This window comes from Desulfogranum aggregans (genome assembly GCF_055398265.1).
In genome coordinates this window covers 1,711,560-1,734,481 of the sequence record NZ_AP042447.1, presented here as the reverse complement: position 1 = coordinate 1,734,481, position 22,922 = coordinate 1,711,560, and the positions used below count along the sequence as shown (strand labels likewise).

Sequence of the window (22,922 nt, the reverse complement as noted above, 5' to 3'; positions counted from 1 at the left end):
CCCTGTGAATCGCGAATATAGGTTTTTGGCCAGAGAGACGACTCTCTCAGTCGTCTTAGTTCCGCAGTATCGGGCCATGCCTGCCTACCTGCGTAGTAGTTTTTTTTTGTTCTGCGTAACCTGAGGGGTGATAGACGGCTGCTCCACGCATTTCCGGATCGCAGTCTTCTTTTTCCAGTCCAGCTCTCTTGGAGCGTTTATCTAAATCAATAGTAAATAGGGGTTGAGCATCTTTATCATTGAAACGAATGGAGCTGATCCTCCTGAGGAGAGGTAAGAGCGCAGTTATTCGTTCCGCCAGATCATGTTCGTATAAAAAAGAGAGTAGGGTATCATCTTCCCCAGGAAATTCGGAGATGATGGAGCCAACCTCCCGGCCATCAACCAGCAGGTGTTCCTTTTTCCTCAGAGGAAGCCAGAGCAAAAAATAGGATTGATTGTTTTTAACCAGCCTCTCGAGTGTTTCGCTCAGGACTGTTCTGATTCGTTGAGCGTCTGTGGATAAAAACGTATCCCAATCATTATGAAAGCACTCGAATTCATGGCTCCCGGACCAAGGATTGAGTACCTCTTCATATGTTTTCTCGTCGTTCTTAGCCAGAAAGAAAAAAGCTTCGCAGAAATGAAATACGCTTTTCATTCCTAGTCCAAACTTGCCGATAGCTGATTGCTCGGCTGCTTTGCTATTCAGGCCAAACGATCGGATAGCGCGGGAGTCGTTGTCGCTGAAATCACCGTTGTTGAGAAAGTAAAGTGCATTGCCTTGCAGTAGTGGGTGATCAGCATCAGGAATGCCTGGAGAGATACCAAACTCCAGGCTTAGTTTTTCTTCCCCTCTGCCAGCGTCATCAACGTTTTGGATGATCTCTTTTAGAACCGGAAAACCGCTTTCATATCGATCTCGCAGGTTATCGGTGATGAGGTTGATGATGTGCAACGGATCCTGAATATACCCGGCCATTCTGGACTCTCTCCTTTTGCCTTTGAATTAGCACTCAAACTGCCCTGGCCCTCTTGAAAGATTATATCCCGATTTCATGTATCGAAGGAATCCCGTTAGAGGAAGGTGCTTGCTCCGAGGACGCTAGGTTAAGCTGGCCTGGAGCAATCCCCTTGTCGACTTGTGTTCCGGATAGATAATGACATCTATCGCGTCCTTGCTGAGCAAGAGGTACGCATATACAGTAGCGAAATTTAACAGGCGCTGGGTTTATAAGGTAAAAATTGGTGTTTATTGGCTCCACGGCCTCAATCTTGAATCCTCACGACTAGCAAAAGTCGACTCGCAAGTAGAGAGGTACTATCGACTATGCGAAGCAACCATTCTGAATCCTGGACCACTAGTTTTGGTTCTAAGGGCGTATTGTTTACATCTACCAATGGCCAGATCGAGTTACCCATCTGATCACTGTCAGGTAGACGAATGCACTCATTACAAGGTCTACCTCAATTGATTAACCATAGGTCAACAAGATTATTGAACGTCAAAAAATCAAGGATGTCAAATAGGTACTGCCGCTGGTGTTCGGCGTTCAGGCCAGCATGGACTGTTCCAAAGATGGTCATGGCCAGTTTGGTTATTCCTTTCTCCTTGACTAACCGAAAGACTTCCCGGGTAGTTTGATCGCACCATGAAGATTGGCAGACCGGTTCGGTGTCGAGATCGATAACCACCGCGTACTAATTTTTGTGCTTTTTTATCACGCTACCCGGTTTATGGTGTTGTACATGGAGGATGTCGGTCATGGTCCTGATCGGGTGCTCTTGCTCATAGGTCATTGTCTGATCCACGGTGAGCACAAGATTGGTATTCTCTTCAAAGACCATTTTCTCCGGGACTAATGGAGGTTGGTTGGGCGGACTGATAAAAATTTGAAGGCCATTTGCCAGCCTGATCGGTGATTTCCCGCCATGCAGCAGACGCATTATTCTCCTCCTTGGGCAGTCATTTTAGCGGCCAACGCCAAGGTTGACCGCATCCTTGCCTTTTCCTTTTCGCTGAGCTGGGCGTTCTTTGCCAAATAGTCCTCAAATCCTCTCCCGTCGCTGTCCACAGTCGAACCATATTTCGAGCCAAAGTCATGGATCACCTGGAGCAGTAACTCAGCGTCGGCGTTTTCCGCCGCATAGGTTAGTACCGTTCTCCGGCAGATGGATGGTACCTCGCAATCCCAGCCATCTTCATCTGGGGTGGTGACGGTGTCCATTGCCGCTATTGCATGCAGCAGCCGGTAACTTGCATGGTTGTTGTACTGTACCGCGTACATCAGCGGTGACTTGTTGAACGCACCCCATCGCGCGGGTAGGGGGAGGTCAAGCTCAAGCAACCATCGGAGGGCGGTTGCGTTGTCAGCCGCGGCAAAGTTCATCAGGGAATGGATAACCTCCTGCCGGTTGTGGTCCAGCAGCCAGCCGACATACCGTTTAAATTCAAGTGGAGGCCGGTTGCGGAGAATGTAGCCGCCGAGGATTTCAGCGGCAAACTCGCTGTCAGGCGGGGCCTCCCAGTAGCTGAGCCCGTAGCGCGTGTAGGCTTGCTTATTTGCAGCATACGGTTCATAGGACCAGCCGATTTTGTTGGCCACCAGGTTGTTGAGAAAGATCGCTGCCAAGGATGCAGCAGCCTTGTTGTCCCTTGCTCCCACGGTCAACAGCATATCGGCCAGAGCTGGCTTGGCAGTATCGATTGCCTGGCGAATGCGCGCTGCAACCCGGTAATTGTATGGGCCAAGGTATTGCCAGTAGTCGAGCCAGTTGGCTCGTTCGTTCCATTGAGCATGCTCCAGATAATAGTCAGGTCGATTGGCAATCAATGCGACCTCAAGGGCTGTAGATTTATGTCGCCCATAGGCTATAGAGCCAAGCCAGCAGCCGCCGGGGTTGTCGGCATCTTCCAGAGCGCTCAGCAGTTCCTTATACCCTGGGATCGTTTCCGGCTCACAGCTTTGAGGGATGCAGACCGAAAAATAGGCATCTCTGGTCGCTCCCCAAAAAGGGGTGTGGTGGTTGAAAACTTCAGTGTGCTCACGGATGAACCAACAGGGAACCGTGACCTCGGTGTTGTTGATCAGCCACCCATAGGTAAAGGCCAAAACACCAGTATAGGTAGCCGGCAGCTCGTCCATATAGGTCAGGCGCGGTTGATATTCCTGTAATAGCTCAAAGGCATCCACACCTTGATCTTTGAGGGCGAGCAGCATGAGCCCATAGACGAAGAGGATGTCCTTGGTCCGCCGATCTGTAGTTGATTTGGATCCGTCAAATAATTCCGACGGTTGCAGATCGGTTGCCGGGTCGCCGATGGCTTCAAATATGGCCTGGGCCAGTTGATTGGTTTCCTTGGAGTTGGTAGCCATTCCCTCAATGCCGACAAGTTTTTCAACAATGGAATCGCTTATCACCTGTTTGTCGCTCCCTTGCTTCGATGGCTCATCACCTGGCGCGGCAGATGCGGAGTTGGCCAAGAGGAGAAGACAGAGTAGCGTTGCTATTGGACAAATAGTGGAGATTGCGGTGTGGTTCATAGGCAGTATCGTTCCCTGAATTGGTTGGGGGAGGGGGGCGTTGCTGGTAATGGATCAGGAGAGCCCATCAACTTACGGCTGATCATCGACCAGGGGAGCAACATTCACCCCCCTTGTATTGCTTACCTTGACCGGTAGCGAGCCCTTTCTGCTGGGAAAATTCGGTGGATCTTTGATGGTATTGGCAATGGCCCTGAGGGAAAAGCGAAGGGCGCCTTCATCCGGGTGCAGGGTGAGCCGGAGATCACTGCATTTGCCCAGGGTGACCCAACGCCACCCTTTACCACCAATCGGCATTGAGCCCATAAGGCTGTTGTCCCGGAATACCGCAAGGTATTGGGTGTGGTTGTTGCCGCCGCCGAAGCCTTCCAGGGTAAACAGGGCCAAGGTCATCTCGTAGGTTTCTTCATGGTAAATGTCTTTTTCGCTCACAGGCACTGTGCAGATCTGCCTGGCTGCTGCAAACTCAGTGGCATAGCGGTCGGTGTACAGGGATGCCAGTTGGGTGAGAGCTGCTTCGATATCGCTCGTTACCGGTTCCCTCTCTCCGCCTGCATGCAGTGGGAGGGGCAAGTATAGCAGAATCAAGAGGCAACGGATGATGAGAGAGGGAAAGTCAATCATTGCAGATGGTTTCATTGTTCACTCCGTAATAGCTGTCCAAATAATCAATAAGCTCAAACTCATATGCGACGGAGGGGCGGATGGTCATCCCAGTCACCTTCTCCAGCTCGGTGATAAGATTGTCATCCGTTGGATCTACCATGGCGGCATGGAGCATATCGCCCTCAATGTCAATAGGCAAGGTTAGGTATCTTTTCGCTACAGTATAGGAAAGTACCTCTAATGCGACTTGATTGACCTCTCTCCTCTCAAGGCTGATCATTTCGAAGCTGGTGTTTCTGCTGATGAAGTTACAAAGGGTGTCTCGTTCGATATATCCGAGTTCAAGTAAAATAGTATCGAGCCGTCCGCCTGTTCTCAGGTGAATACTTTTTGCCTCCTCGTACATTTTTGAGGTGATGTATCCATGGTTTTTGAGGCGTTTACTCACCTCCAGACAAGTAACAGCACACCTCGTGTTGCCAATCTGTATTCTTCGATTCTTCGTTTTACTTTTTTGTTGTCGGTGAGCCTTCTTCATGAATACTGTCGCCCCTGCAGGCGTAAGAAGGGTTGCGGATTCTAATCTCGGTGCAAGAATAATTTGGACGGATTCCTCTTCGTTGAGCTGGTAGGCGAGAAGGATCGCATCCATTCCCTCCACCACATCAGGGGTGCCGACTTTGCTGACAATGTTGCTGATAGTCATACCCAGGTGGAGTGCCTGAAAATGTTGTAGTGTGAGGTTTGCGCGTGGTGGCTTTCTGGGGGCGATCGGCAGGTCCGTAGGCCATGGATTACCTGCTATTTCGACTTCGCCCACCAGGTGCTGATCGCTTGCCTGATCAAGCCTGAGACTCATGGTCTGTTGCTGCTCAGCTGGTCTGCCGAAGTTGGTAAAGACGGTTGCCGTCACCGTGCATGGTCCGCAGACGGTTTGCTGGTGGGAACCGTAGTAGTGGGCTTTGATCTGGTATTTACCGGGCATGGCAAGACGAAGGATATATTCTTCCGGGCCGTACCCTTGAGTGAAATCCCGTGATACCAGACCGCCCTGCCGGGTCAACGGGTGGCTGTAATAGGCATGGCCTCCGTCCGGTTCAAATACATGGAGATCAACATCTGTGAGGTCCGCATCCCAGGAGAGACTGATTCGGATATCCACATCAAGTTGATCGAGCAGCCGGGAGTCGATGCGGTTCGGGGTTGGTATATTGTGTTGCCCGGCCAACCAGGCCAGGCGGTTGAGCTCCATCAGGGCGATCAGTTCAATTTCTTTAAATCTGTCCCACTCACGGCTGACAACCTGGTAGAGCAGGTGCATGGCGCGAGTGAGGTCCGGAGTGGCGTGCTCGGCCTGCCACCGTTCACTGAGGGCAAGGGCAAGGTCCCGGTGAGATTGCGGCTCATCGTCGCGCATGGTCCGGATGCGTTCGAATACCGGGATGGCTAGGTCCAGGCGACCGGCCTGCTGCAGCCGCCAGCCGTATATCCGCAGGAGCGCCACATCATTCAACCGCAGCTCCAGCAGATTGGAGAGGATAAGCAGTCCGGTTTCGGTTTCCCCCTGTTCGAGAAAGAAGTGGGCGCAATCAAGAAAGAAGGATGGGCTGCTACTGTAATCCTTTCGCAGATGCAGGTAGGTTGCATATCTTTCCTGCGGTGCGGCATCCCGCAAGAGTTGAAGATACGGGGTACCCGGTTCCCATGCCTGGAGGGCGATGGAAGCAGCAGGGGTGGGAAGTCTGCTTGGCGCCTCCTCTTCGTCCGATTCGGCGATAAAATCTCCCAGGCGCTCGGGGGTATCGTCAAGCGACTCATGTGCGTCCATCAGGCAAAAGGAGGCGGATTCGTGCGAAGAGTCTGGCGGGGTAAATTGCTGCGGTCCCCTTATACTCCCGGGCCTGGAGAGCAGTTTTACGAGTTTCTCTCGTTCCAGATGTTGCAGGTATTCGGCTTTGAAGTCGCGTTCCCACCATGCTTTCCGCTTCTGCCACAGGGCAACCACCCGGTCGATGTGTTCTTCTCTCTGCTTTTCCTCGTTCAACTGCCGGACATTCATCATGCGCAGGTAGTTTCTGCGCATGACGGGAAGGGAGGACGGTGGTTCGACCTCATGTTCGAGATACTGCTCAAGGCTTTCAAGGACCAGCAGAGAGGTCGCCTGCGACACAATCCCGTACTGCCTGCAGAAGGTGAGCAGCTCCTCGGTGTTGGCCGCAGTTGCTTCCAGCGTGCGCACCTTGTTTCCGGCCCAGCAGCGGGCTATGGCCGATGACTCGGCCGCATCTATTCCCGTTAGCTCCAGTGGCTGTGCTGGAGCAGCCATCCCGGCCAGTCGAAGTGTACCCCGGTCAGCGACAAGTTTACCGAAAACAGTGAAACGACCGTTGCTGGTGGTGCTCAGCAGATCCGTGGTGCCGGTTGTATCTGCGAATGACAAGGAGTTGCCGGTCTGCTCTATGATCGCCAATGCCTCTGTAACCGGGCATCGCAGCAGGTTGATATACTGTCCCCGGCTGATGGTCGCCAGGTGGGAGAGGAGCGTGCTGTTGCAGGTTGCGCTTGCGTTGATGGTTAGTAACGGTGCACTGCCGATGACCGGACTTTTTTCCTGTGCAGCACTCTCGAGACCGTCTGTAAACAGGAAACAGGCTTCAACATCTGGGGCAAAAGTACGAAAATCGAGTTCACCGAGGGCGGTAGCTCCATCATACGCGATGGTAGAAAGAAACTCGGTGAGGGCGGAGGCAGAGGTAAACGAAAGGCTCTGGTCAGCTGCTGCATGACGAAAAACGAGCAGGTCGACGCGCTCCAATTGCCACTGCTTGAACATGGCGGTGAGTAACTCAAGCGCCTTTTTGTGGCCGTTGGCGGTCGCTTCATCAGGGCAGCGGCTGCCAGAGGCATCCCAGGCAACAGCGATTTTCCGTGGTTGCCAGGGGGTGTGGCTGGTGGGTCCTGTTTGCAGATTGACTGCAAAAAACGTCTCACCATTATACTGTTCACAGAACACGCACTGGTCCGGGAGTTGCGGGAGCTGGACCAGGAGATCAGGGACAGGTGCGGCAGTGTCCAGGTTTGTCTCTGCTACCCACCGGTTGCTCCACCCGCTGAGGGTGGTGTTGTCGTCCAGCTGCACTATCGGGGTGACAGGGCTTTGCAGCACCTCGACCCTGAGTGTGGCCTGGTCGATACCTGCTGCGTGTCCAAGCGGCAGGTGATAGGAGGCTGATTGGCCATTAACCGCCAGGTCGCTTACGTAGGTTACCCGGATGGTTCGGGTTCCTTCCGCCGGTACGGGATAAATCCTGGTGGTGTACAGGTTGCCTTGCACCTGCTCGATCAGGCCGGGATCGACCCCTTTGCGGATCTCAGTTTCCAGCACCCGCCTGGCTTTGGCTTTCGGTACAACTACCCCATCAACCATCTCGCCCTGGACATCGAGGGCGTACCCGCACACCATCGCGTTATCCGGCAGGGGAAAACGGAGCTCACCTTCCAGGTCCCGGTGGTTGGGGTTGAAAAAAATCAACGTCTGAGTGGTTTCAGCAAACAGGCCTGTAACCTTTACCTGGACGTCTAAGGCCTTGAGGATAACCGGTTGTTCGCTACTGTTGGTGCGAAGAAAGGGGAGTTGGTCGTTGGCAGTGTACTGGCGGGCACGTTGCAGAGGAAGTGGTGTGGTCATATTTCTCCTTGATTGGCGGGCAGTAGTCGAGGCTGCATGACAGAGCCATGAGCGGTTTGCAGTATCTTAACGCCATTGGTAGGACAAACAGTGTCCCACCAGTGGGGGCAGAATTTTGGGCGAGTCGGAAGCAATGCGGTTCCTGCTTGTAGTGTGGAAACGGTAGAACGCTCAGGGGGGGGCGATCAGGTTGCTGTAAGATGAGCGGAGAGGAGTTGTTGCAGCTCGTTGTGTAATAGGGCGGCAACTTGGGAATCGGGCCAGAGGTCGATGCTTTGCTTGATATCTTTTGCCCTGGAATGCCAGGCGTGAATGGCATTGGGGCAGGTTGCCTCGCGGCGGTGTCCTTGGCGTACACCGAACCGGTAGTTGATAGAGGAAGTATCCTCAAAAAAAGGTTCTAGGCGGAAGGGGGTGCCACAGATGGTGCAGCAGGCGGGGGCGGAGTCGCCGAAGGCGGGGAGCTGTGAAGCTGGATCAATGGTTGATGCTTCCGTCATTAATTGAGCCTCCGATTTGAAGAGAGTGGACAAATGGCCTACAATCTGTTGTGTCGGTAATGCAGTCCGGACCCGTAGTGGGGCCGGCCACAATGACAATCGGTCGATATCCATCAGCAGCACCATAGCATACCTGGTGGGACAAATAGCGACCTACCAATGGTATATGGCATCAGCATGGCAAAATACAAGCCCCAGCACTCACGATTGTTATTTATTGATCGAAAAATCCGAGAGGGAAGGTACCCGAACTGTTCCTCCCTGGCAGAGGAATGGGAGGTGAGTCGGAAGACGATGCAGCGAGATATTGATTACCTGCGTTACCAGCTCGATGCACCCATCGAGTATTCGGCCAGGCAGCGGGGATACTACTATACTGAAGAGCGGTTTCAGCTGCCGGCAATGGATATCCGGGAGAGTGACCTCTTCGGGGTCTACCTTGCCGAGAAGCTGTTGGTCCAGTATGAGGGAACACCGGTCTATGAGAGTCTCTGTTCCTTATTCGGCAAAATCGAACAGTCCCTGCCGGACAAGGTCAGCACCAGTCCTGCCGCCGAGCAGGCCAAGTTTACCGTGATCCCTCCCAGCAGCACTTCCATCAATCCCGCAATCTGGGAAACGGTAATCGGTGCGCTTCGCTTGTCGCAGCAGGTGGCGATTCGATACAGGACGCCGGGTAAGGAGCCGGTCACCAGGGAATTGGACCCTTATCACGCGGTCCGATTTGAGGGGGAATGGTATATCGTGGGGTATTGTCACCTGCGCGGAGAGATCCGGACCTTCGGGCTTTCGCGCATACTATCGGCGGAAAAAACTGGGAGGGAGTTTGCCATCCCCCCTGATTTTGATTTTCAGAAATATTCCGGAAACCATTTCGGAGTCCACTGGAGTGACGGTGAGACCACGGTCAAGGTCCTGTTTCGTCAGCGGGTGGCGGACTATATCTTGGAGAGGAACTGGCACCCGAGCCAGGAGGTGGAGCGGTGTGCCAATGGCGAACTCATCCTAAGCCTAAAGGTAAATCACCTGCTGGAACTCAAAAGGTGGATCCTTTCCTGGGGTGCCGATGCTAAGGTGCTGAAGCCTGAGTCATTTGTTGAGGAAGTCCGTGCTACCCTTAATGCTGGTTTTGAGCAATATTGAGTGATTGGTGCTTAACAGACGAGATGGCGGTGTAAGGACAGCCATCTATTCATTGTTTTAGGAAAACGATCGTTATCCCTTCGGGAGTAATTTTGTTAATACAATCGGGGGAAGGGGGGGCGAACTAATCCCGGTTCAATCAACTCGTTGAGCTCCGCTTTGATGCATGCTTTTTTTTGTTCTATTTGCGCAATTACCTCAATAATAAGTATTATGGCTGTTACTTGTAAAGTTCGGTTGGCCCTATAGGCGCATGTCAATATTGCAGTATCTTTTCTGCCAATTCTCGAAACCGACAGAATCCATTTGCCATTTTCATTTGCGCGGGCGTTCGGCATTCCGGATCAAATAGGACAGGACTACCAACCAGTATGCAAAGGGTCGAAGCTCGAGATGTTGCCACATTAAATCTGTGGGGATCATATAGAAAGCTCATCCCGTGTGGAGCGTCTTCAGCACTGGAAGATGTCATCGAATATATTACCACTGGAGCCTCTTGACCTTGAAAACGGTCTACAGTGCCGATATGATTTTTCATGTGGGGTATCTCTGCCGTCAATGCTGAAACTTGGGCATTGTACGGTGCTATGATACGTATGTGATTTTCTGTCAAACGGTGTTGTTTTAAGTCTTTATCTTGCCACTCAGCGCCTTCCAACAATTCGTTAACGATATTTCTGATCAGCTTTACTTCTTCATCCGCTCGGGCTTGATTCCCTTGGTGATCCACTGGAAAGTATCTCAGCCCGGCCCCACTATATATAGATTTTTGATGTATAATTGACTGGTTATCAAGCATAGGTCGGGACGTTAATCGCTCCTGATAGTAAACCTCCGAAGTAAACCGTGAAATATCCGGGTGAAGCCTATAGGTTTCTCCAAGAAAAAGCCCTTTATTCGGTGGTATGGTTTCTTCACCATCAAGTAAATGATGCAGTGCTGAAACTTCGCTGCCTTCGGGGTGGCTTGCCTGGATCGGTTGCTCTAACTGTTGAGGATCACCTAATAACACCAGGCTGCGTGCTGCAGGTGCAACGGCGAGAACGTTGCTTAAGGACATCTGACCGGCTTCATCAACAAGAAGTACATCAACTGTTTGCTGGAAATCGGGTCGACTCCAGCACCAAGCAGTTGCCCCGACCACATCGATATCACCACTTTGAAGCCCACCCTTAATCGAAGGATAGCTGGTACTTCTTACAATACCCCATTCGCCCTCGTATTTTCCTGTCTGTTTGTGCACGATAGACAGATCTAATTCTGATTTATCGGCCTCTTTTTTTGCGCTTTCCAACAGATTGACAATCACCTTGTGGCTAACAGCGGTCACCCCTACCTTTAAACCGCGCTGTTTTAGGGCGCAGATTATTTTTCCGCCTGTATAGGTTTTCCCTGTGCCAGGAGGACCTTGGATGACAAGTACATTCCCATCAAGTTCAGTAACAAGCCGGCATGCGGCGTCAACTGTTGTCTCCTCGTCTCCTCGCAACGAGCCATTTGGGCCAACTAGAGGTGACAATTGCCGTAAAAGCAATTCAAAAGCAGCTTTGTATGGCTCCCGGTCCAAAAAACCACTTTCTAATACGCTCTCACCGAGACGCATAAGTGATTCTCGCAGGACCTTTGAGGAAATATAATTATAGAGCAGCACAGCATTTGGATGTGATGTTGCTGTATCCTTGCGTTTTTTAATGTCGACGGTACATTCGGGGTAGTTAACCTCCTCAATTTTCCCAATTTTTTTACCATCAACACCGAGGACCTCGTCTCCACGTCGAACGTCAAGCTCTTGGTCAGGATCATACTGATAACGATGTAATGGAGCAGAACTTGCTACCAATTCCTCTGTGAACTCTAGCCCCGTAATAGCTCGACGTTCATCGATCAAGTCCGCCTCATCTAAGTCGAGGATACGGAAATACTCCCACCAGGCGGCCTTTTCTTCTCTTCTGTGGAACTCCATCATGTGGGCCAGGATAAAACGTGCAGCATCTTCGTCAGTTCGTTCTTTGGGCTCAAATGGTACGCCGTCGAGTAGACAATCTCGTAAGCGTTGCAACTCATGGTCTAATTCACTTATGGCTTCCCCGGCATCTCCATCACGCAGAGTGGGGCGTGGTAAATCATTGCCTTCGGCAATACACTCACTGCGAAGCAGTTCAAGCCAATCTCGTAATCGCTTGGCAGATTCACAATCTTCTTTGTTGTACTTCTCTACGATTCGGTAATGTTCGTTGAGATCTGTATCAAGCTGGTTAGCTTCAAGTGCGCACTCAATTAGTCGACGACTTAGAGAAGCCTCGCGTAAATCCTGTTTCCTTGAATAATTAAAAAAAGGCTCGAGGTCCTTGATAGAATATTGTTCAACGCTTGCAACCAACGACCGTTTGACCACTGCATGGAGGTCAATGAAAGCGTTCCCCCGGAGCAATTCATCAAGTTCCACCTCACGGGTAGCGAATCTGCCCATCAATCTCTTGAGTGCAGCTTGCTCATAAGGTGCAAAGTGGTAGATATGGGCAGATGGATTTCGCCGACGGGTTTCTACTGCGAGGTCAATAAAGGTCTCAAACGCCTTTTTTTCCTCTTCAATTGTGTGTGACCAAAGAGCTGTGTATTCAGGTTGGCCGTCTGAAAATGAAATGTAGCCAATCAGGTACTCTTGGACACCGTATTCAACAAAATGATTCCCCTCAAAATCAAGAAAAATATCATCGGGTGACGGTTCGGGAAGCAAGGTCAGGCCGTGGTTTTCGGTTATTGGTGCCTTCAGCTCATGGTAAGGCCTGTTAATCTTGCGCCCTTTCAGTTGGACTTTGGCCTGCTCTTTGGTTCTTAACAGAGCATCTAGGGAACCCTTTTCCGGTCTTTGGATTTCACTTGCCTCGGCTAGGGCCTCCAGGCACCCTATACCTTGCTGCCTGAGACATTTTATTTGCCCCTTTGTAATGCCTGCAACATAACCCAGATGGTCATCTTTGCGTCGTTGATCCTCACATTCTGTCCACCAGGCGCATAGGTCACAATGAGACACAGGATCTGGATAGGTCTCGCCCGGATCCATCATGAACTGATTGATTCTTTTTTGTATCAGGCGGTAGTATGCACCAAAATCGTCTGTACGGTAGCTTGAAGGGGTGTAATTATCCCCTGGTGTCACTACATGCATGAATTCGGGTCGCACACCCTGTAAGCTTTCGAGTAAATAGGTGTACACGCAAAGTTGAAGAATGGTGCCCGCTTTGGTCTCGTGAGCCAGCTTGGTATCAACTACCTCGTAAGACCAATTGCCAAGATCACTCGGCCTATCAACTTTCCTTAAAAAGTCAGCTCTCCCGTACCAGACATCATCCATCAATGTGGGTTGATAAATAATATCTACCCCCTCACGCATCGTAGTTAACGTTTTTTCACCACATGTTAAGTGGGGTGTATCAGCTCTTTCTGGTATGTTTACTTCTGCAATCGACAGCTTCTTCCCCTTGAGATGCGCCAGGTATGATTTTTCATGCTTTCTCCCTCTTTCTTTAAGGGCATCAAGAACAGGCCCATATCGAACTGGCCTTTTGGCTCCACTTATTGCCGCTTGAAGGTCACGATTGGAACCATGACGACAACTCATAAACATGCTGAGATCAGTTGGGGCAAGAATTATTCTATCGTTCTGTTTTTGCACAGGTTTCTTTGCTCCGATTAGGGCGAAATGGTCTTAATTTTGGTTTTCTTCTGAGGTTTCAAATGGTTGTCTTACCCATATCCATCCCTCTCGTTCGGCTATAGATAAATCAGGAGGAGTAAATACAGAACATTGCATGAAATCATGGGCTGCTAACAGGCAAAGGGCTGCATCAAAGGCGTCATCGCTGTTGAGCATGCACTCTTGTTGGTTTTCATCAATGCGGAGAATATCCTGCAGCTTATTGAGCAGCTCTAATCTTTTTTTTGCTTTTTCTTCTCCTCGACCCTTGTAGCCAACAGATGATATCTGTCTTGCTTCAAGTGTAGCTGCTGGATAAACTTCTATGCATGAAGCAACGCTGATGCTTCCAGGCGTCCAGGAGATAGGTATCTTTTGCCGGGTATGATTACGAATTTTCTCGAGTAAACGAAGAGCTGCCCAGGCTGTTCGTGCTATTCTGTCGGCTCCGACATCAAGAGGCTGCTTGTTGATGTGTTTTTTTACAAACCTGTCTGTTTCTCGGCGGAACAGGATATTTGGATCCTGCGCAATTTCTTCTCCTGCTTTATGCCCAAGTAATGATTCTTCCAGACTAATTGGCCAGCCTAAAGGAGCATCAATTGCCAGCAGCGTGGCTGGATTATTTTCGATTGACTGGCAGGTAACCTTGAGCAAGCTGGCCTCACTCATATCCGTAATAACATCCTCTACAGTAACCTTCCCATCCAAGGATGTACCAAAGGCCAGCCCGCATTTTTTTGAGTTAACAGCACAGTCGATTCCAATTAAATGCATAACTATCATCGGTAAAATTTTTTCGACCTGGGAATAGCCTGGGGGACGTTTTTAAAAGGCAGAGAAAATTTGATTACTACCCCTTGGCAAACATCTTTCCTCGAATTGCTAACCGCTGTGTTCAGTAGATTGAAAAAATGAAATCTCCAAAAAATATGTAACGACCGGTATTGCCGTTTCTAACACAAGTTAACAGGATGGACGATAACTCCGTCGCCAGTATAAATCAAATATTTTTCAGAATTCCAAGATGTTGAATAGCTTGATAATGGCGGTGGTGAGCTACTTATGATATTGAGTGCATCCCAGAAAAACATTGAAGGTTGCTCATAATAACCGGATCTCATCAAGGCTTGGGAACCTTTTACTGGTAACTGTGGGTTTGATTGAGTTTTCATCCTGAAGGGATCGGTTGTGTCAGGGTACAGGCAGAAGGGGAGAACTTTACATTGATTTTTTGATGAGTTTTCTGGCACATGAAGGGGGCTGTGGAGCCATTTTTTCATAATGTAAGGAAAACGATCGTAATCCTTACAGATGTAATCCGGTAAAACGAAAAGGGAGGGTAAAAGCGCAATAACCTGCAATTTACAGTGATATAATTTGCAAGATTTACTGCGCAAAATCAAGCTCTTGCGTTTTTTCCAAGGAGGCTAATTAGGGTTTGCTGAACAACGATTAACCACTTGCGGCTTCGATGGCTTTAAACCCGGCCAAAAGGCAAGAAAGTTTATGAGGCGTCCACCAAACATTCGCAAATCGAGCTTTTGTTCTTTGAAAAAATAATAAAACGACGATGGCCAGCCACCGTTTCAGGTTCATTACCAAGAAACTGATCATGATTGCGGTTTCACTGGTACATGACAGCTTGGTCATGATCCGGTTCAAACTATAGCGGCGTTTGCCTTGACCGAACTTGCCCTCAACCGCATTTCTGTCAATTTCATCCTGCCTGGCCTGCTGTTTTGCTGCTTGGAGTGCTTTGGCATTTTCCTGGGTCACTTTTGGCGGTCGGCCAAGCCTGGGGCCAGACAATCGAATCTGGTGGTGCTTGCAATATCGGCGGTTTTCGCGGTTACGATAAATTTTATCGGCATGCACCGATTCCGGGTAGCAACCATATCGCGTACGATACGCCTCGATTTGAGCAATAAGGTCACAACTTTCATTGTAGTTGTCCCAACTGATATGGTCGACAAAGCTGATGCCGTGCACAAGGCTGATACTGATTTTGGCCCCGAACTCAGTGTCAGCAGCAGCTTTACCACGCTTGATCGGTCGAACATGCGGTTGACTAATGCTGACAATACGGTCATCAATACGATGACTGCGGTTCTCGTACATCCACTGTTGTTGGCGGTATACCTCAGAAATCACCAGCAGCTCTTTATAATGGCGACGGCCGAGCAGTGTAAATCCTTGATGCTCACCAAGTTGATCAATGGAGTTGAGATTGCGCCGCAGATACCCTAATTGCCGACGGAGGCACTTTCGAATCTTTTTGCGACTCATCCGCTTGTCTTTGGCAATAGACAAAAATTGTCTTCTGGCTCGTTGACGGTAGGTGCGCGGCTTCTTATATCCTCGTCCTCTGGCTTCATGCAGGATATCAATGATCTGCTCACTCTTCTCACGGGCCTTGTTGAGGAGTTTGATATCGGTGGGATAGGTGATATCCGCAGGAGCACATGTGGCATCCACCAGCAACTGGCCGCTGTTGCGAGATGGTTTTTGGTCGCTCGTCGTCTCGGTATCGGTTCCTGGGGGTGTTTGGCCGGATGCCGGTGGGTCCTGATCTCCGTGCATCTTCTCTGCAATGGCATTGTTGACCTCGCTCAACACATCTGCTGGAAAGCGTTTACGGAAATGGACAAACATGGAGGCGTCAAACGGTGGCATGGTGATGAAGGACTTGAGCCCGCAAAAGTACTGCAGATACGGATTTTCCGTGATCTGCTCAACGCATAATCTGTCACTGACACCTAGTTCTTCTTTGATGATCAGTGCGGCGAGGGCCATTCTCACAGAGAGAGCCGGGTGCCCAGTACCGGATTTCGAGAAATTTTCCCTATAGCGTTCTTCGAACTGCACCCAGGGGATCAAGGCAGCTAATTTTACCCATTTGTTGTCAGGTGCCAGCTCTCCGTGAAAGGGTAGAGAAAATTCAGGGAGTTCGAGCTGCTTCTGATTATGCTTGTACATGGTGTTACTGTCGGAAGGTGCAAGGGTTTTGGAAGGTGTCAGCCGTTTTCTGTGCACTTACGACGCCGATTATACTATTTTTTAAACACAAATTCATGGTCTTGCTTGTTGCTCAGCAAGCCCTAATTAATGTCTGTAAAGGATCAATTTCCCTTCTATCTTGTTTTCGTCCTCAAACTTGACTTTTCTAGGCATCGTTGTAAGTAGTTATTCAGGTAGAGTTTTGAATAAGTTGCCTTCTATCAAGGTGAATCTATGACTATCGATCACAATATTTGCCCTCATTGCGGTTGTCGTTGTGAAGATGACGAATACTGTGCTGCCTGCGGCAATTTGTTCGACGAAGATGCCGTCTCTACTCGTGATGTTTCGCTTTTGAGCTGCTTGAAGGAGGGGTTACTTTCGTTAGAAAAAAACTTCGAACTGGATTGCAAAGTACCTGAAGTGGACGCTTCAGACGACCCCGGCCTTGCTCACCTTCCTGGAAATTCTTTTCATAATATCTGGCAGCATAACGAAAAATAATGCTACTTTTGCTCCCCAAGGGTTGATGGTGCATCCTTAGGAATTGAGCTTGTCCCGAATTCTATATCTTTCTGGTTCTCTATTGTTTGTGAGTCGAAATAGCCAGTTGTTGTTGGCTTGTTCCCCTGAGTATCCACGACCCCTTGAAACAGTTTTCCAACGCCTTCATTGGCCATTCCAGCTGGTGTTGTTCGGATGTTGCCTCGACCAGTTTCTTCATGTCTGTTTATACTGCGAAGATGATCTGCTCTCTTGCTTGTTTCTGTAGTATTCGGTTCGAGAATACCTTTTGAGCTAGGAGGTTGGAAGTCACTTGGTGTCAGAGCTGCAGAAGACTTTTGACTCGCACTACCAGTAGTTTGATTTATGGCACCTTTCAAAATCGAATCATCATGTATCCTGTTACTGGTAGTATCTATGGCACTACTAACTGCCTTGCTGGTATTGCCCCATCCATATCCATGCCCACTGACAAAACCCTCAACCATATTGTTGAGCCTGGCAGGGTAATGTTGCGCAGTATAAGCAAGGCTACTCATCGATTTTCTAATACTTTCCGGTGATTCATCACCAAAATTTTGAGTGGCAAAATCCCTGACAAATGCGGTTTGCACATTTGATCCATAGGTTTCGGTAGCTGCCTCTACTCTCTTGGCGTCACTAAGGAACGAGTAAGCCTCGGAGGCTCCCATTTGTTTTGATATATTGGTCAGATAATCAAGTCCTTGTGAGTCGCTGAAAGTTTCTTGTATGGCTTCAGCTTTTATCCTTATTTGATCTCGGGTAAAAGCATGTGCGGTAGCTTCTGAGACTTTAAAATTCACGCTATCGTTATCGTTTCCATAGATTGACAATTGACCATTCGAATTTATGCCTAAATTTTTAAATCCAGCACCAATTGCTGTTGTAAATTGAGTTCTGGTTGTTTCATCCATCGAATGAACAAAACTCGAAGCATCATTAAACGACCGCTGCCAGTTCTCCCGGATGGCATTATCGAGCTTGCTGCTGTAGCTCTGGGCTGTTGAACTGGTAAGGCTGTCCTTCTGCAGCTGCGAAGTCAGCATGTTCCAGTTGGTGGATCCGCCAAGACTCTTCGACGCTGATCTGAGCAGCTGATGCTGGAGGGATTGCCCAATGCTGATCGGGTTTAACCCATTGACCTGGGCATAGGAGAGGCTTCGGTTGCCGTCACCATCCACATCGTACCTGGCCGTGCCTGCAGGTAGGGTATCCACCGCTTGCCCGGTCCCATCGGCACCGGTAGTCATGGTGGTGGTGGAACCATCAGGGTTGACCGACTCACCCTGCATCCGTGAGGCCGCTCCATCCAGTCCCGTCGTCACACCAACCATTCCTGAACTTGTCCCCACGGACCTGCCAGCCGCTGCCTCCGCCTGGGCATACTCAGCAGCGGTGGTGCCCTGGGGGAGCTGGCCGGAGTCCTGCAGGGCACCCCTGGTATTCATGGCCGCATGGTAACCGCCGACCTCCCGGTGCAGCCTGAAGGCACTCGATGCCGCCATATTGGTAAATTTATGCGCCGGCATCCCTTCCAGGAGCCCGGCAATCCTCGCCTGTTCCGCCAATGCAGCGGCATTGCCCTCCGGGGTAAGCACCGACCCGGCCTGGGCACCGGCTCCCCGGGCAATACTGTTGAGGTTGGTCGCAAAGTGGGCCAGCGCCGATCCACCAAAGCGTACCAGCATCATGGAGAAGATACTGGCCAGCATGATCCCGGCTGAACGGATGACCCCGAACATGGCCAGCATCTTGAGGCTCATGTTGGGAAAGGAGGCCATGGCATAGACGCCCAGATTGGACTGGCGCACATCTTCAAAGGCATAAGAGGCATAATCCATGGCCGCCCCATGGATGACCGCATCGGTCACTCCCCAGGTGGTGAGGAAAACAAAAAAACCGAACATGACCGAGGCTGCCCGGCCGATCACCGGGGTCGGCAAAAAGAGGGCCAGGAAGGGCAGGGTACCGATCGCTACCGCAGTCATGATCGCCCGGATAATCGGGATCCACTCGTTCATGGTGATCCCGATCCCCATCCCGGTGGAAACGATCTTTCGATCTGCCTCCATCAGCACCGAGGTCTCATAGTCATCCATGTAGTAAAAATGGTAGAGGATCTCGGCAATCTGCCGCTGCTGAATGAGTCGCTCCGGTGTCTGCACGGTACCGGTGACATGGAGCATGGTGCTCTGTATCAGGTTCTCGCAGGTGGTCATCTCCACCGCACTGCTGGGATCAAAGTGGGCCTTGCTGCAGACCCGCTTCATGGCCTCGTCATAGTGGAGTGGATTGGCATAGAGTGGTCGGATATGGTTCCAGGCCTCGGTGCAGGTCATGGTCTGCCCTTCCGGGTGCCCGCTGTCATAGTAGACCGTATAGATCGCCGGGTTCTGGGCCTCAGCCAATTCGGTCAGGAAATTGGTGCTGGAGTTGCGCAGGGTGTCGAGGTCCAAGGTGGTGCCGGGCCGCAACAGCTCAAAGGTCACGCAGTCTCGCATGTAGCGGATCATCGAGGTCCTGGCATGGTTGTCCTTAGGTGAAGAGCCCCTGATCGCCTCCAACGCCTTGAACCCGATCCCACCGGCGGTGTCGGCATAGGCCGCATCCGGAGCAGCGGCGCTATCGATGATATCCACCAGCCCTTTCTCCAGCTTGTTGAGAAAGCCGGCGGTAAAGACGATCGCATCCGGGACGTTGGGCACGATCTGGAACCTGTTCAAGGTCGGGTCATAGACGGTGATATTGCCGGTGGGCACAAACAGGGCAATGTAGATCCCCATCCCGGCAAGTACCGGCACCGGCCAAGTGAGGGTGAAACGGCCACCGACCGCTGAGCGGGCGAGCATCGAGACCGCGGCTGCCACCACCCCGAGGACCGTGGCCACTACCAGCAGCCCCTTGTAGCCACTGTCACCAAAGATGAGTGCCACCTTGGTGAAGGCCTGCACCACCGGGTTAAAACCACCATAGGTGTAGAACTCCATATCCAGGGCCATTGCCGGAGTGGCAATCAACCAGACACTACATGCCAACAGGAACGTGCGCTTTTTCATGGGTTCACCTTAGAGTTGTATTCGTGCTGCCATGTCTTTGCCGTAGCGACGGGTGATTTCACTGACCATCTGGGTCTCGATGCGCTGCATCCTCTCCAGGTAGGTCATGATGGTGGTGATTTCCTCGGCTGAAGCAACGTAGGCCTCCCTGGAGGCGGCCTGGAGCTGGCGGATTTTTTTGAGCATGACCCCCAGATCCGCATCGATGTGGCCGGCAAAGACCGCCGGATTGCAGTTCTCCGAGGGCGCACCGGAGGCAGCTCCTGCCTGCTTCTCCAGCATCTCCTTGGCTTTGACCCCGATGGACTCTGCCCGGACGTAGAGGTCGGAGAGCATCTGTAGGGAGTAGGCCTTGGCAGTGATATCGGCTAGGCTGGTGATCATGCTCTCCTGCATATCGCTGCCGATCGCGGTCTTGAGGATCGGTAAGGGGGAGAGGGGAGTAGCGGCCAGAAAATCATGCTCTGCCGTACTGAGCGCCCCCTTGGCCTCAATCTTGGTGGCTATCCCCTCCAGGGTATCGGTCACGTACTGCACCAGGTCGCGGTTGGCGTCGGAAATCTGGCTGCAGGTCCCGCCGCTATCCTTGGCATAGAGTACCCCCTCAGCAATCCCCTTGAGGTCATTCGGGTTGTTCTGGGGGCAGGGGCCTTCATAGGCGACCTTGTAGGCCGTGGCCGGCCCCTGGAGGAGCACGTCCCCGACCAGGCCGCGGATCAGATCGGTGTGGCCACTGGGGATCCCCATGCTGCCACCAAGGTTGGCGAGTAGGGAACCGCCGGAGAGGAAGGTGGCGGTGATATCAGCGTTGCAGCCGGAGTTGATGCGGACCACATCAGCGGTTTGGGGCACGTTGTCATGGGCCAGGTCCTCCTTGGTGGCGATATCCCACATTTCGGTGATCCCCTGGGCGAGCTTGTTCTCCTTGATCGCGGTGCCAAGCTTTTCCCGCATCACCTCGGAGGAATGAAAGCCGTTCTCATCCATCACCACCCCCACCATGCTCCGGCTGGCGGCACACTCCTCGATCTGCATGGCGTTGAGTGAGTCGGCCAGGGCCTCGAAGTTCTTGATGGTATTGGAGCATTGTTCACACAGGGTCTTGAGGCCGAGATCAAAGGCGACCGCTGCCGCATTGGTGAGGATGCTCTGGAGCTTATCCACCAGGTAATCGGCGTTCATGAAGCTCATACCGCCTAAAAAGACGTCAATCCCGCCGCACCCGGCCTTGATCCGGGGCGATTCAACGGTCAGCGGATAGTCGTTGGTGTTGGGCCAGCGGGTCGAAAAACTCCCGGCCTGATAGAAGCCGCGCTCCTGGCCGTGGAGATAGTTGGGGCCGCTGGTGCTGCGCTGCTGGAGCCAGTCATCCACCCATTCCGCGTGGGCCCAGGTGACGAGCTGGAGGAAGATAGCGAGTGCGAGGATTAATTGTTTTGCCATAGCCGGTCGCCTTGGTGGAGGATGGAGGTAGGATCAAGGGGAGATCCTTGCTCAAAGTCGTACAGGAGAAAGGTGGCATCACCGGTCTGACCCTGCAGGTAGCGGATAGCCCGGTAGAGCTTGCGCTCCAGCTCAGTCAGGGCCACTACCCCCACGGCCACCGGCATATACTCGGGGACCCCTTTATTGATCAAGAGCAGGGTGGGGGTGGTTGCAATACCGAACCTGGCGGCGGTCGCTGGTTGCCGTGCTATATCCACTGGCCGAATCCGCCAGCCGTACTTGGCGGCAAAGTAGTGGAGAATGGCGTCTTGCTTGTCACAGAAGGGGCAGGTGGGGCTGGTGAAGTAGAGCAGGGCATGGGTACGGCTCGCCCTGGCGATGGTCTGCTCAATCTCCTGCTGTTGCTGCTGGACCCTGGCGGTTACCCCGGGCTTGGCAGTAGGGTAGACCTGATTGACACTGAGGAGCTGACCATATTTCTGGGTCACGTACATGGAGGCGTTGGTGTAGGCCAGGGCCTTTCTCCGGGCCACGTCCTGCATCACCAGATAACGCAGGACGTTGTCCTCGGTCGGCTCCTGCACTGCCAGATTCTGGACATGGTTGAGCAGTTCCTGAAAATCATCGGGGTACATGGTCCACAGTTCCTGAAGGTCGTACTGGGTAAGGTCAGTGGTCCGATACCGGTTTGCCTCCTGGGAGTCCGGTGAGATCTTCTGGTCAGGGGCCTGTTCGGCTACCTCCTCTTCCACTGCCAAGGCAGGGTCGTGGTACCAGAACCAGCCCTCCTTGTGCCGGTGGTAGAAGGTTGCCTGTCCTGCTTCCTGGGCCGCGCACCACCAGGGCCAGCACACCAGGCCCAGCGCGAGGAGCAGGGCGCTACCAGATCGGCAGAGCCTGTGCGAGAAATGCATCACCATGAATGAACCCAAAGTAGCGTGAATCAAAACTGCGGGGATTGGTCCCCACCATGAAGTAGCTGTCATTGGGGACCGGACCGGTAAAGGCAAAGACCGGCAACCGCTCCCCCTGGCTGTTGGTCGCCAGCGCCTGCCCAAGCCGGCTCTGGTCACAGGAAAAGACCCCTGCCTTATCTCTGCGCAGCAGCGCACCGGGGGTGCAGCCCACCTGTTTGATCAGCAGGTCGTTTTCCCGGATGCCCTGGCGCAGAAAGGGTCGGTAGGCTTCCCCCTGGAGCCGAAACAGCAGGTAGTCACCTCGCTCGATCCTGGCCGGTTGTACCGGTACCCGGAAAAAGACCCGGTGGTCGAGCGAGTCGCTGGTGGCGACAATGATCCGACCGGGCAGGGAGGTGCCGGTGATGATGGCCGCCACCAGGACCAGGGCGACTGCCCGTTCCCGTCTGCTCAGCTGCCACGAGGGCCTCTTTTCCTGGTATTGCTGGTTAGTCGAGGTCAAGTTCTTCTCCATTGTGCAGCACCACCTCCTTAAGGAGGTAAATGTGGTTGGGGTGCAGCTCTGCCTCTTGGCGCACGAGCTGGTCAATCCGGTCCAACCCCTCCTTGAGCTCATCTGCGCTCAGCTCACCGGTCACCAAGAGCGCCTTCTGCTGGCGAAGATAGCTGCCCATGTCCACGACCCGGACCTTCTGGGCCACATAGCGGTCATAGCCGTAGAGGAGGCTACAGGTGATGAGCAGCACGATCAGGATCACCTCGATGTAGCTCGGGGTCAGTTTGCCAGTGGTCACAGATTGTTTAACTGGTGCATCCATGG

At 52.0% G+C, this 22,922-nt stretch carries 16 protein-coding genes; 2 read left to right on the top strand and 14 right to left on the bottom strand.

Features of this window, described 5'->3' with window-relative positions; all coding sequences use genetic code 11:
- Window positions 1-55: 55 nt before the first annotated feature.
- The 6 genes from ACZ52Z_RS07955 to ACZ52Z_RS07930 form a co-directional block, all read right to left on the bottom strand.
- Window positions 56-961 (bottom strand): sacsin N-terminal ATP-binding-like domain-containing protein, encoded by a 906-nt coding sequence (locus tag ACZ52Z_RS07955; protein ID WP_464270212.1) that lies wholly within the window; start codon window positions 959-961, stop codon window positions 56-58.
- Window positions 962-1,680: 719 nt separating this feature from the next.
- Window positions 1,681-1,926, bottom strand: a complete 246-nt coding sequence (locus ACZ52Z_RS07950) for a hypothetical protein (RefSeq protein WP_464270211.1) — start codon at window positions 1,924-1,926, stop codon at window positions 1,681-1,683.
- Complete coding sequence (locus ACZ52Z_RS07945; protein WP_464270210.1) at window positions 1,926-3,524, bottom strand: hypothetical protein; 1,599 nt, start codon at window positions 3,522-3,524, stop codon at window positions 1,926-1,928. The genes ACZ52Z_RS07950 and ACZ52Z_RS07945 overlap by 1 nt, the downstream gene beginning before the upstream one ends.
- Window positions 3,525-3,596: 72 nt before the next feature.
- Window positions 3,597-4,163, bottom strand: coding sequence for a hypothetical protein (locus ACZ52Z_RS07940; RefSeq protein WP_464270209.1), 567 nt, complete (start codon window positions 4,161-4,163; stop codon window positions 3,597-3,599).
- The gene (locus ACZ52Z_RS07935; protein WP_464270208.1) at window positions 4,141-7,818 is read right to left on the bottom strand and encodes a VIT domain-containing protein; all 3,678 of its coding nucleotides are present in this window, start codon (window positions 7,816-7,818) and stop codon (window positions 4,141-4,143) included. Before ACZ52Z_RS07935 ends, ACZ52Z_RS07940 begins: the two co-directional genes overlap by 23 nt.
- A gap of 185 nt (window positions 7,819-8,003) precedes the next feature.
- Complete coding sequence (locus ACZ52Z_RS07930) at window positions 8,004-8,318, bottom strand: hypothetical protein (protein ID WP_464270207.1); 315 nt, start codon at window positions 8,316-8,318, stop codon at window positions 8,004-8,006.
- 279 nt (window positions 8,319-8,597) lie between these two features.
- On the opposite strand from ACZ52Z_RS07930, the gene ACZ52Z_RS07925 reads away from it, so the two are divergent.
- Window positions 8,598-9,461 carry a helix-turn-helix transcriptional regulator gene (locus ACZ52Z_RS07925; protein WP_464270206.1) on the top strand — a complete coding sequence of 288 codons (864 nt, stop codon included), beginning with the start codon at window positions 8,598-8,600 and terminating at the stop codon, window positions 9,459-9,461.
- 256 nt (window positions 9,462-9,717) lie between these two features.
- Here the strand turns inward: ACZ52Z_RS07925 and ACZ52Z_RS07920 are convergent, their stop codons facing one another.
- From ACZ52Z_RS07920 to ACZ52Z_RS07910, 3 genes are all read right to left on the bottom strand, one after another.
- Window positions 9,718-13,137, bottom strand: a complete 3,420-nt coding sequence (locus tag ACZ52Z_RS07920) for a TM0106 family RecB-like putative nuclease (protein WP_464270205.1) — start codon at window positions 13,135-13,137, stop codon at window positions 9,718-9,720.
- A gap of 33 nt (window positions 13,138-13,170) precedes the next feature.
- Complete coding sequence (locus ACZ52Z_RS07915; protein WP_464270204.1) at window positions 13,171-13,935, bottom strand: DUF429 domain-containing protein; 765 nt, start codon at window positions 13,933-13,935, stop codon at window positions 13,171-13,173.
- A 678-nt stretch (window positions 13,936-14,613) separates the two neighbouring features.
- Window positions 14,614-16,137, bottom strand: a complete 1,524-nt coding sequence (locus tag ACZ52Z_RS07910; RefSeq protein WP_464270203.1) for an IS5 family transposase — start codon at window positions 16,135-16,137, stop codon at window positions 14,614-14,616.
- A 255-nt stretch (window positions 16,138-16,392) separates the two neighbouring features.
- On the opposite strand from ACZ52Z_RS07910, the gene ACZ52Z_RS07905 reads away from it, so the two are divergent.
- Window positions 16,393-16,662, top strand: coding sequence for a hypothetical protein (locus ACZ52Z_RS07905; protein WP_464270202.1), 270 nt, complete (start codon window positions 16,393-16,395; stop codon window positions 16,660-16,662).
- Window positions 16,663-16,664: 2 nt separating this feature from the next.
- On the opposite strand, the gene ACZ52Z_RS07900 is transcribed toward ACZ52Z_RS07905, so the two are convergent.
- From ACZ52Z_RS07900 to ACZ52Z_RS07880, 5 genes are read right to left on the bottom strand one after another with little or no spacing between them, the layout of a single operon-like run.
- Complete coding sequence (locus tag ACZ52Z_RS07900; RefSeq protein ID WP_464270201.1) at window positions 16,665-19,739, bottom strand: conjugal transfer protein TraG N-terminal domain-containing protein; 3,075 nt, start codon at window positions 19,737-19,739, stop codon at window positions 16,665-16,667.
- Between the two features lie 9 nt (window positions 19,740-19,748).
- Window positions 19,749-21,182 (bottom strand): conjugal transfer protein TraH, encoded by a 1,434-nt coding sequence (locus tag ACZ52Z_RS07895; protein ID WP_464270200.1) that lies wholly within the window; start codon window positions 21,180-21,182, stop codon window positions 19,749-19,751.
- The gene (locus tag ACZ52Z_RS07890; RefSeq protein WP_464270199.1) at window positions 21,167-22,105 is read right to left on the bottom strand and encodes a conjugal transfer protein TraF; all 939 of its coding nucleotides are present in this window, start codon (window positions 22,103-22,105) and stop codon (window positions 21,167-21,169) included. The genes ACZ52Z_RS07895 and ACZ52Z_RS07890 overlap by 16 nt, the downstream gene beginning before the upstream one ends.
- On the bottom strand, window positions 22,065-22,616 hold the full coding sequence (locus ACZ52Z_RS07885; RefSeq protein WP_464270198.1) for a S26 family signal peptidase: 552 nt from the start codon (window positions 22,614-22,616) through the stop codon (window positions 22,065-22,067). The genes ACZ52Z_RS07890 and ACZ52Z_RS07885 overlap by 41 nt, the downstream gene beginning before the upstream one ends.
- On the bottom strand, window positions 22,591-22,920 hold the full coding sequence (locus tag ACZ52Z_RS07880; protein WP_464270197.1) for a hypothetical protein: 330 nt from the start codon (window positions 22,918-22,920) through the stop codon (window positions 22,591-22,593). The genes ACZ52Z_RS07885 and ACZ52Z_RS07880 overlap by 26 nt, the downstream gene beginning before the upstream one ends.
- Window positions 22,921-22,922 lie beyond the last annotated feature (2 nt).

Coding starts and splice junctions, on each gene's coding strand:
- ACZ52Z_RS07910 (WP_464270203.1), bottom strand. CDS start 16,137: ATGTACAAGCATAATCAGAAGCAGCTCGAACTCCCTGAATTTTCTCTA.
- ACZ52Z_RS07935 (WP_464270208.1), bottom strand. CDS start 7,818: ATGACCACACCACTTCCTCTGCAACGTGCCCGCCAGTACACTGCCAAC.
- ACZ52Z_RS07900 (WP_464270201.1), bottom strand. CDS start 19,739: ATGAAAAAGCGCACGTTCCTGTTGGCATGTAGTGTCTGGTTGATTGCC.
- ACZ52Z_RS07945 (WP_464270210.1), bottom strand. CDS start 3,524: ATGAACCACACCGCAATCTCCACTATTTGTCCAATAGCAACGCTACTC.
- ACZ52Z_RS07885 (WP_464270198.1), bottom strand. CDS start 22,616: ATGGAGAAGAACTTGACCTCGACTAACCAGCAATACCAGGAAAAGAGG.
- ACZ52Z_RS07895 (WP_464270200.1), bottom strand. CDS start 21,182: ATGGCAAAACAATTAATCCTCGCACTCGCTATCTTCCTCCAGCTCGTC.
- ACZ52Z_RS07955 (WP_464270212.1), bottom strand. CDS start 961: ATGGCCGGGTATATTCAGGATCCGTTGCACATCATCAACCTCATCACC.
- ACZ52Z_RS07940 (WP_464270209.1), bottom strand. CDS start 4,163: ATGAAACCATCTGCAATGATTGACTTTCCCTCTCTCATCATCCGTTGC.
- ACZ52Z_RS07880 (WP_464270197.1), bottom strand. CDS start 22,920: ATGGATGCACCAGTTAAACAATCTGTGACCACTGGCAAACTGACCCCG.
- ACZ52Z_RS07890 (WP_464270199.1), bottom strand. CDS start 22,105: ATGGTGATGCATTTCTCGCACAGGCTCTGCCGATCTGGTAGCGCCCTG.
- ACZ52Z_RS07930 (WP_464270207.1), bottom strand. CDS start 8,318: ATGACGGAAGCATCAACCATTGATCCAGCTTCACAGCTCCCCGCCTTC.
- ACZ52Z_RS07950 (WP_464270211.1), bottom strand. CDS start 1,926: ATGCGTCTGCTGCATGGCGGGAAATCACCGATCAGGCTGGCAAATGGC.
- ACZ52Z_RS07905 (WP_464270202.1), top strand. CDS start 16,393: ATGACTATCGATCACAATATTTGCCCTCATTGCGGTTGTCGTTGTGAA.
- ACZ52Z_RS07915 (WP_464270204.1), bottom strand. CDS start 13,935: ATGCATTTAATTGGAATCGACTGTGCTGTTAACTCAAAAAAATGCGGG.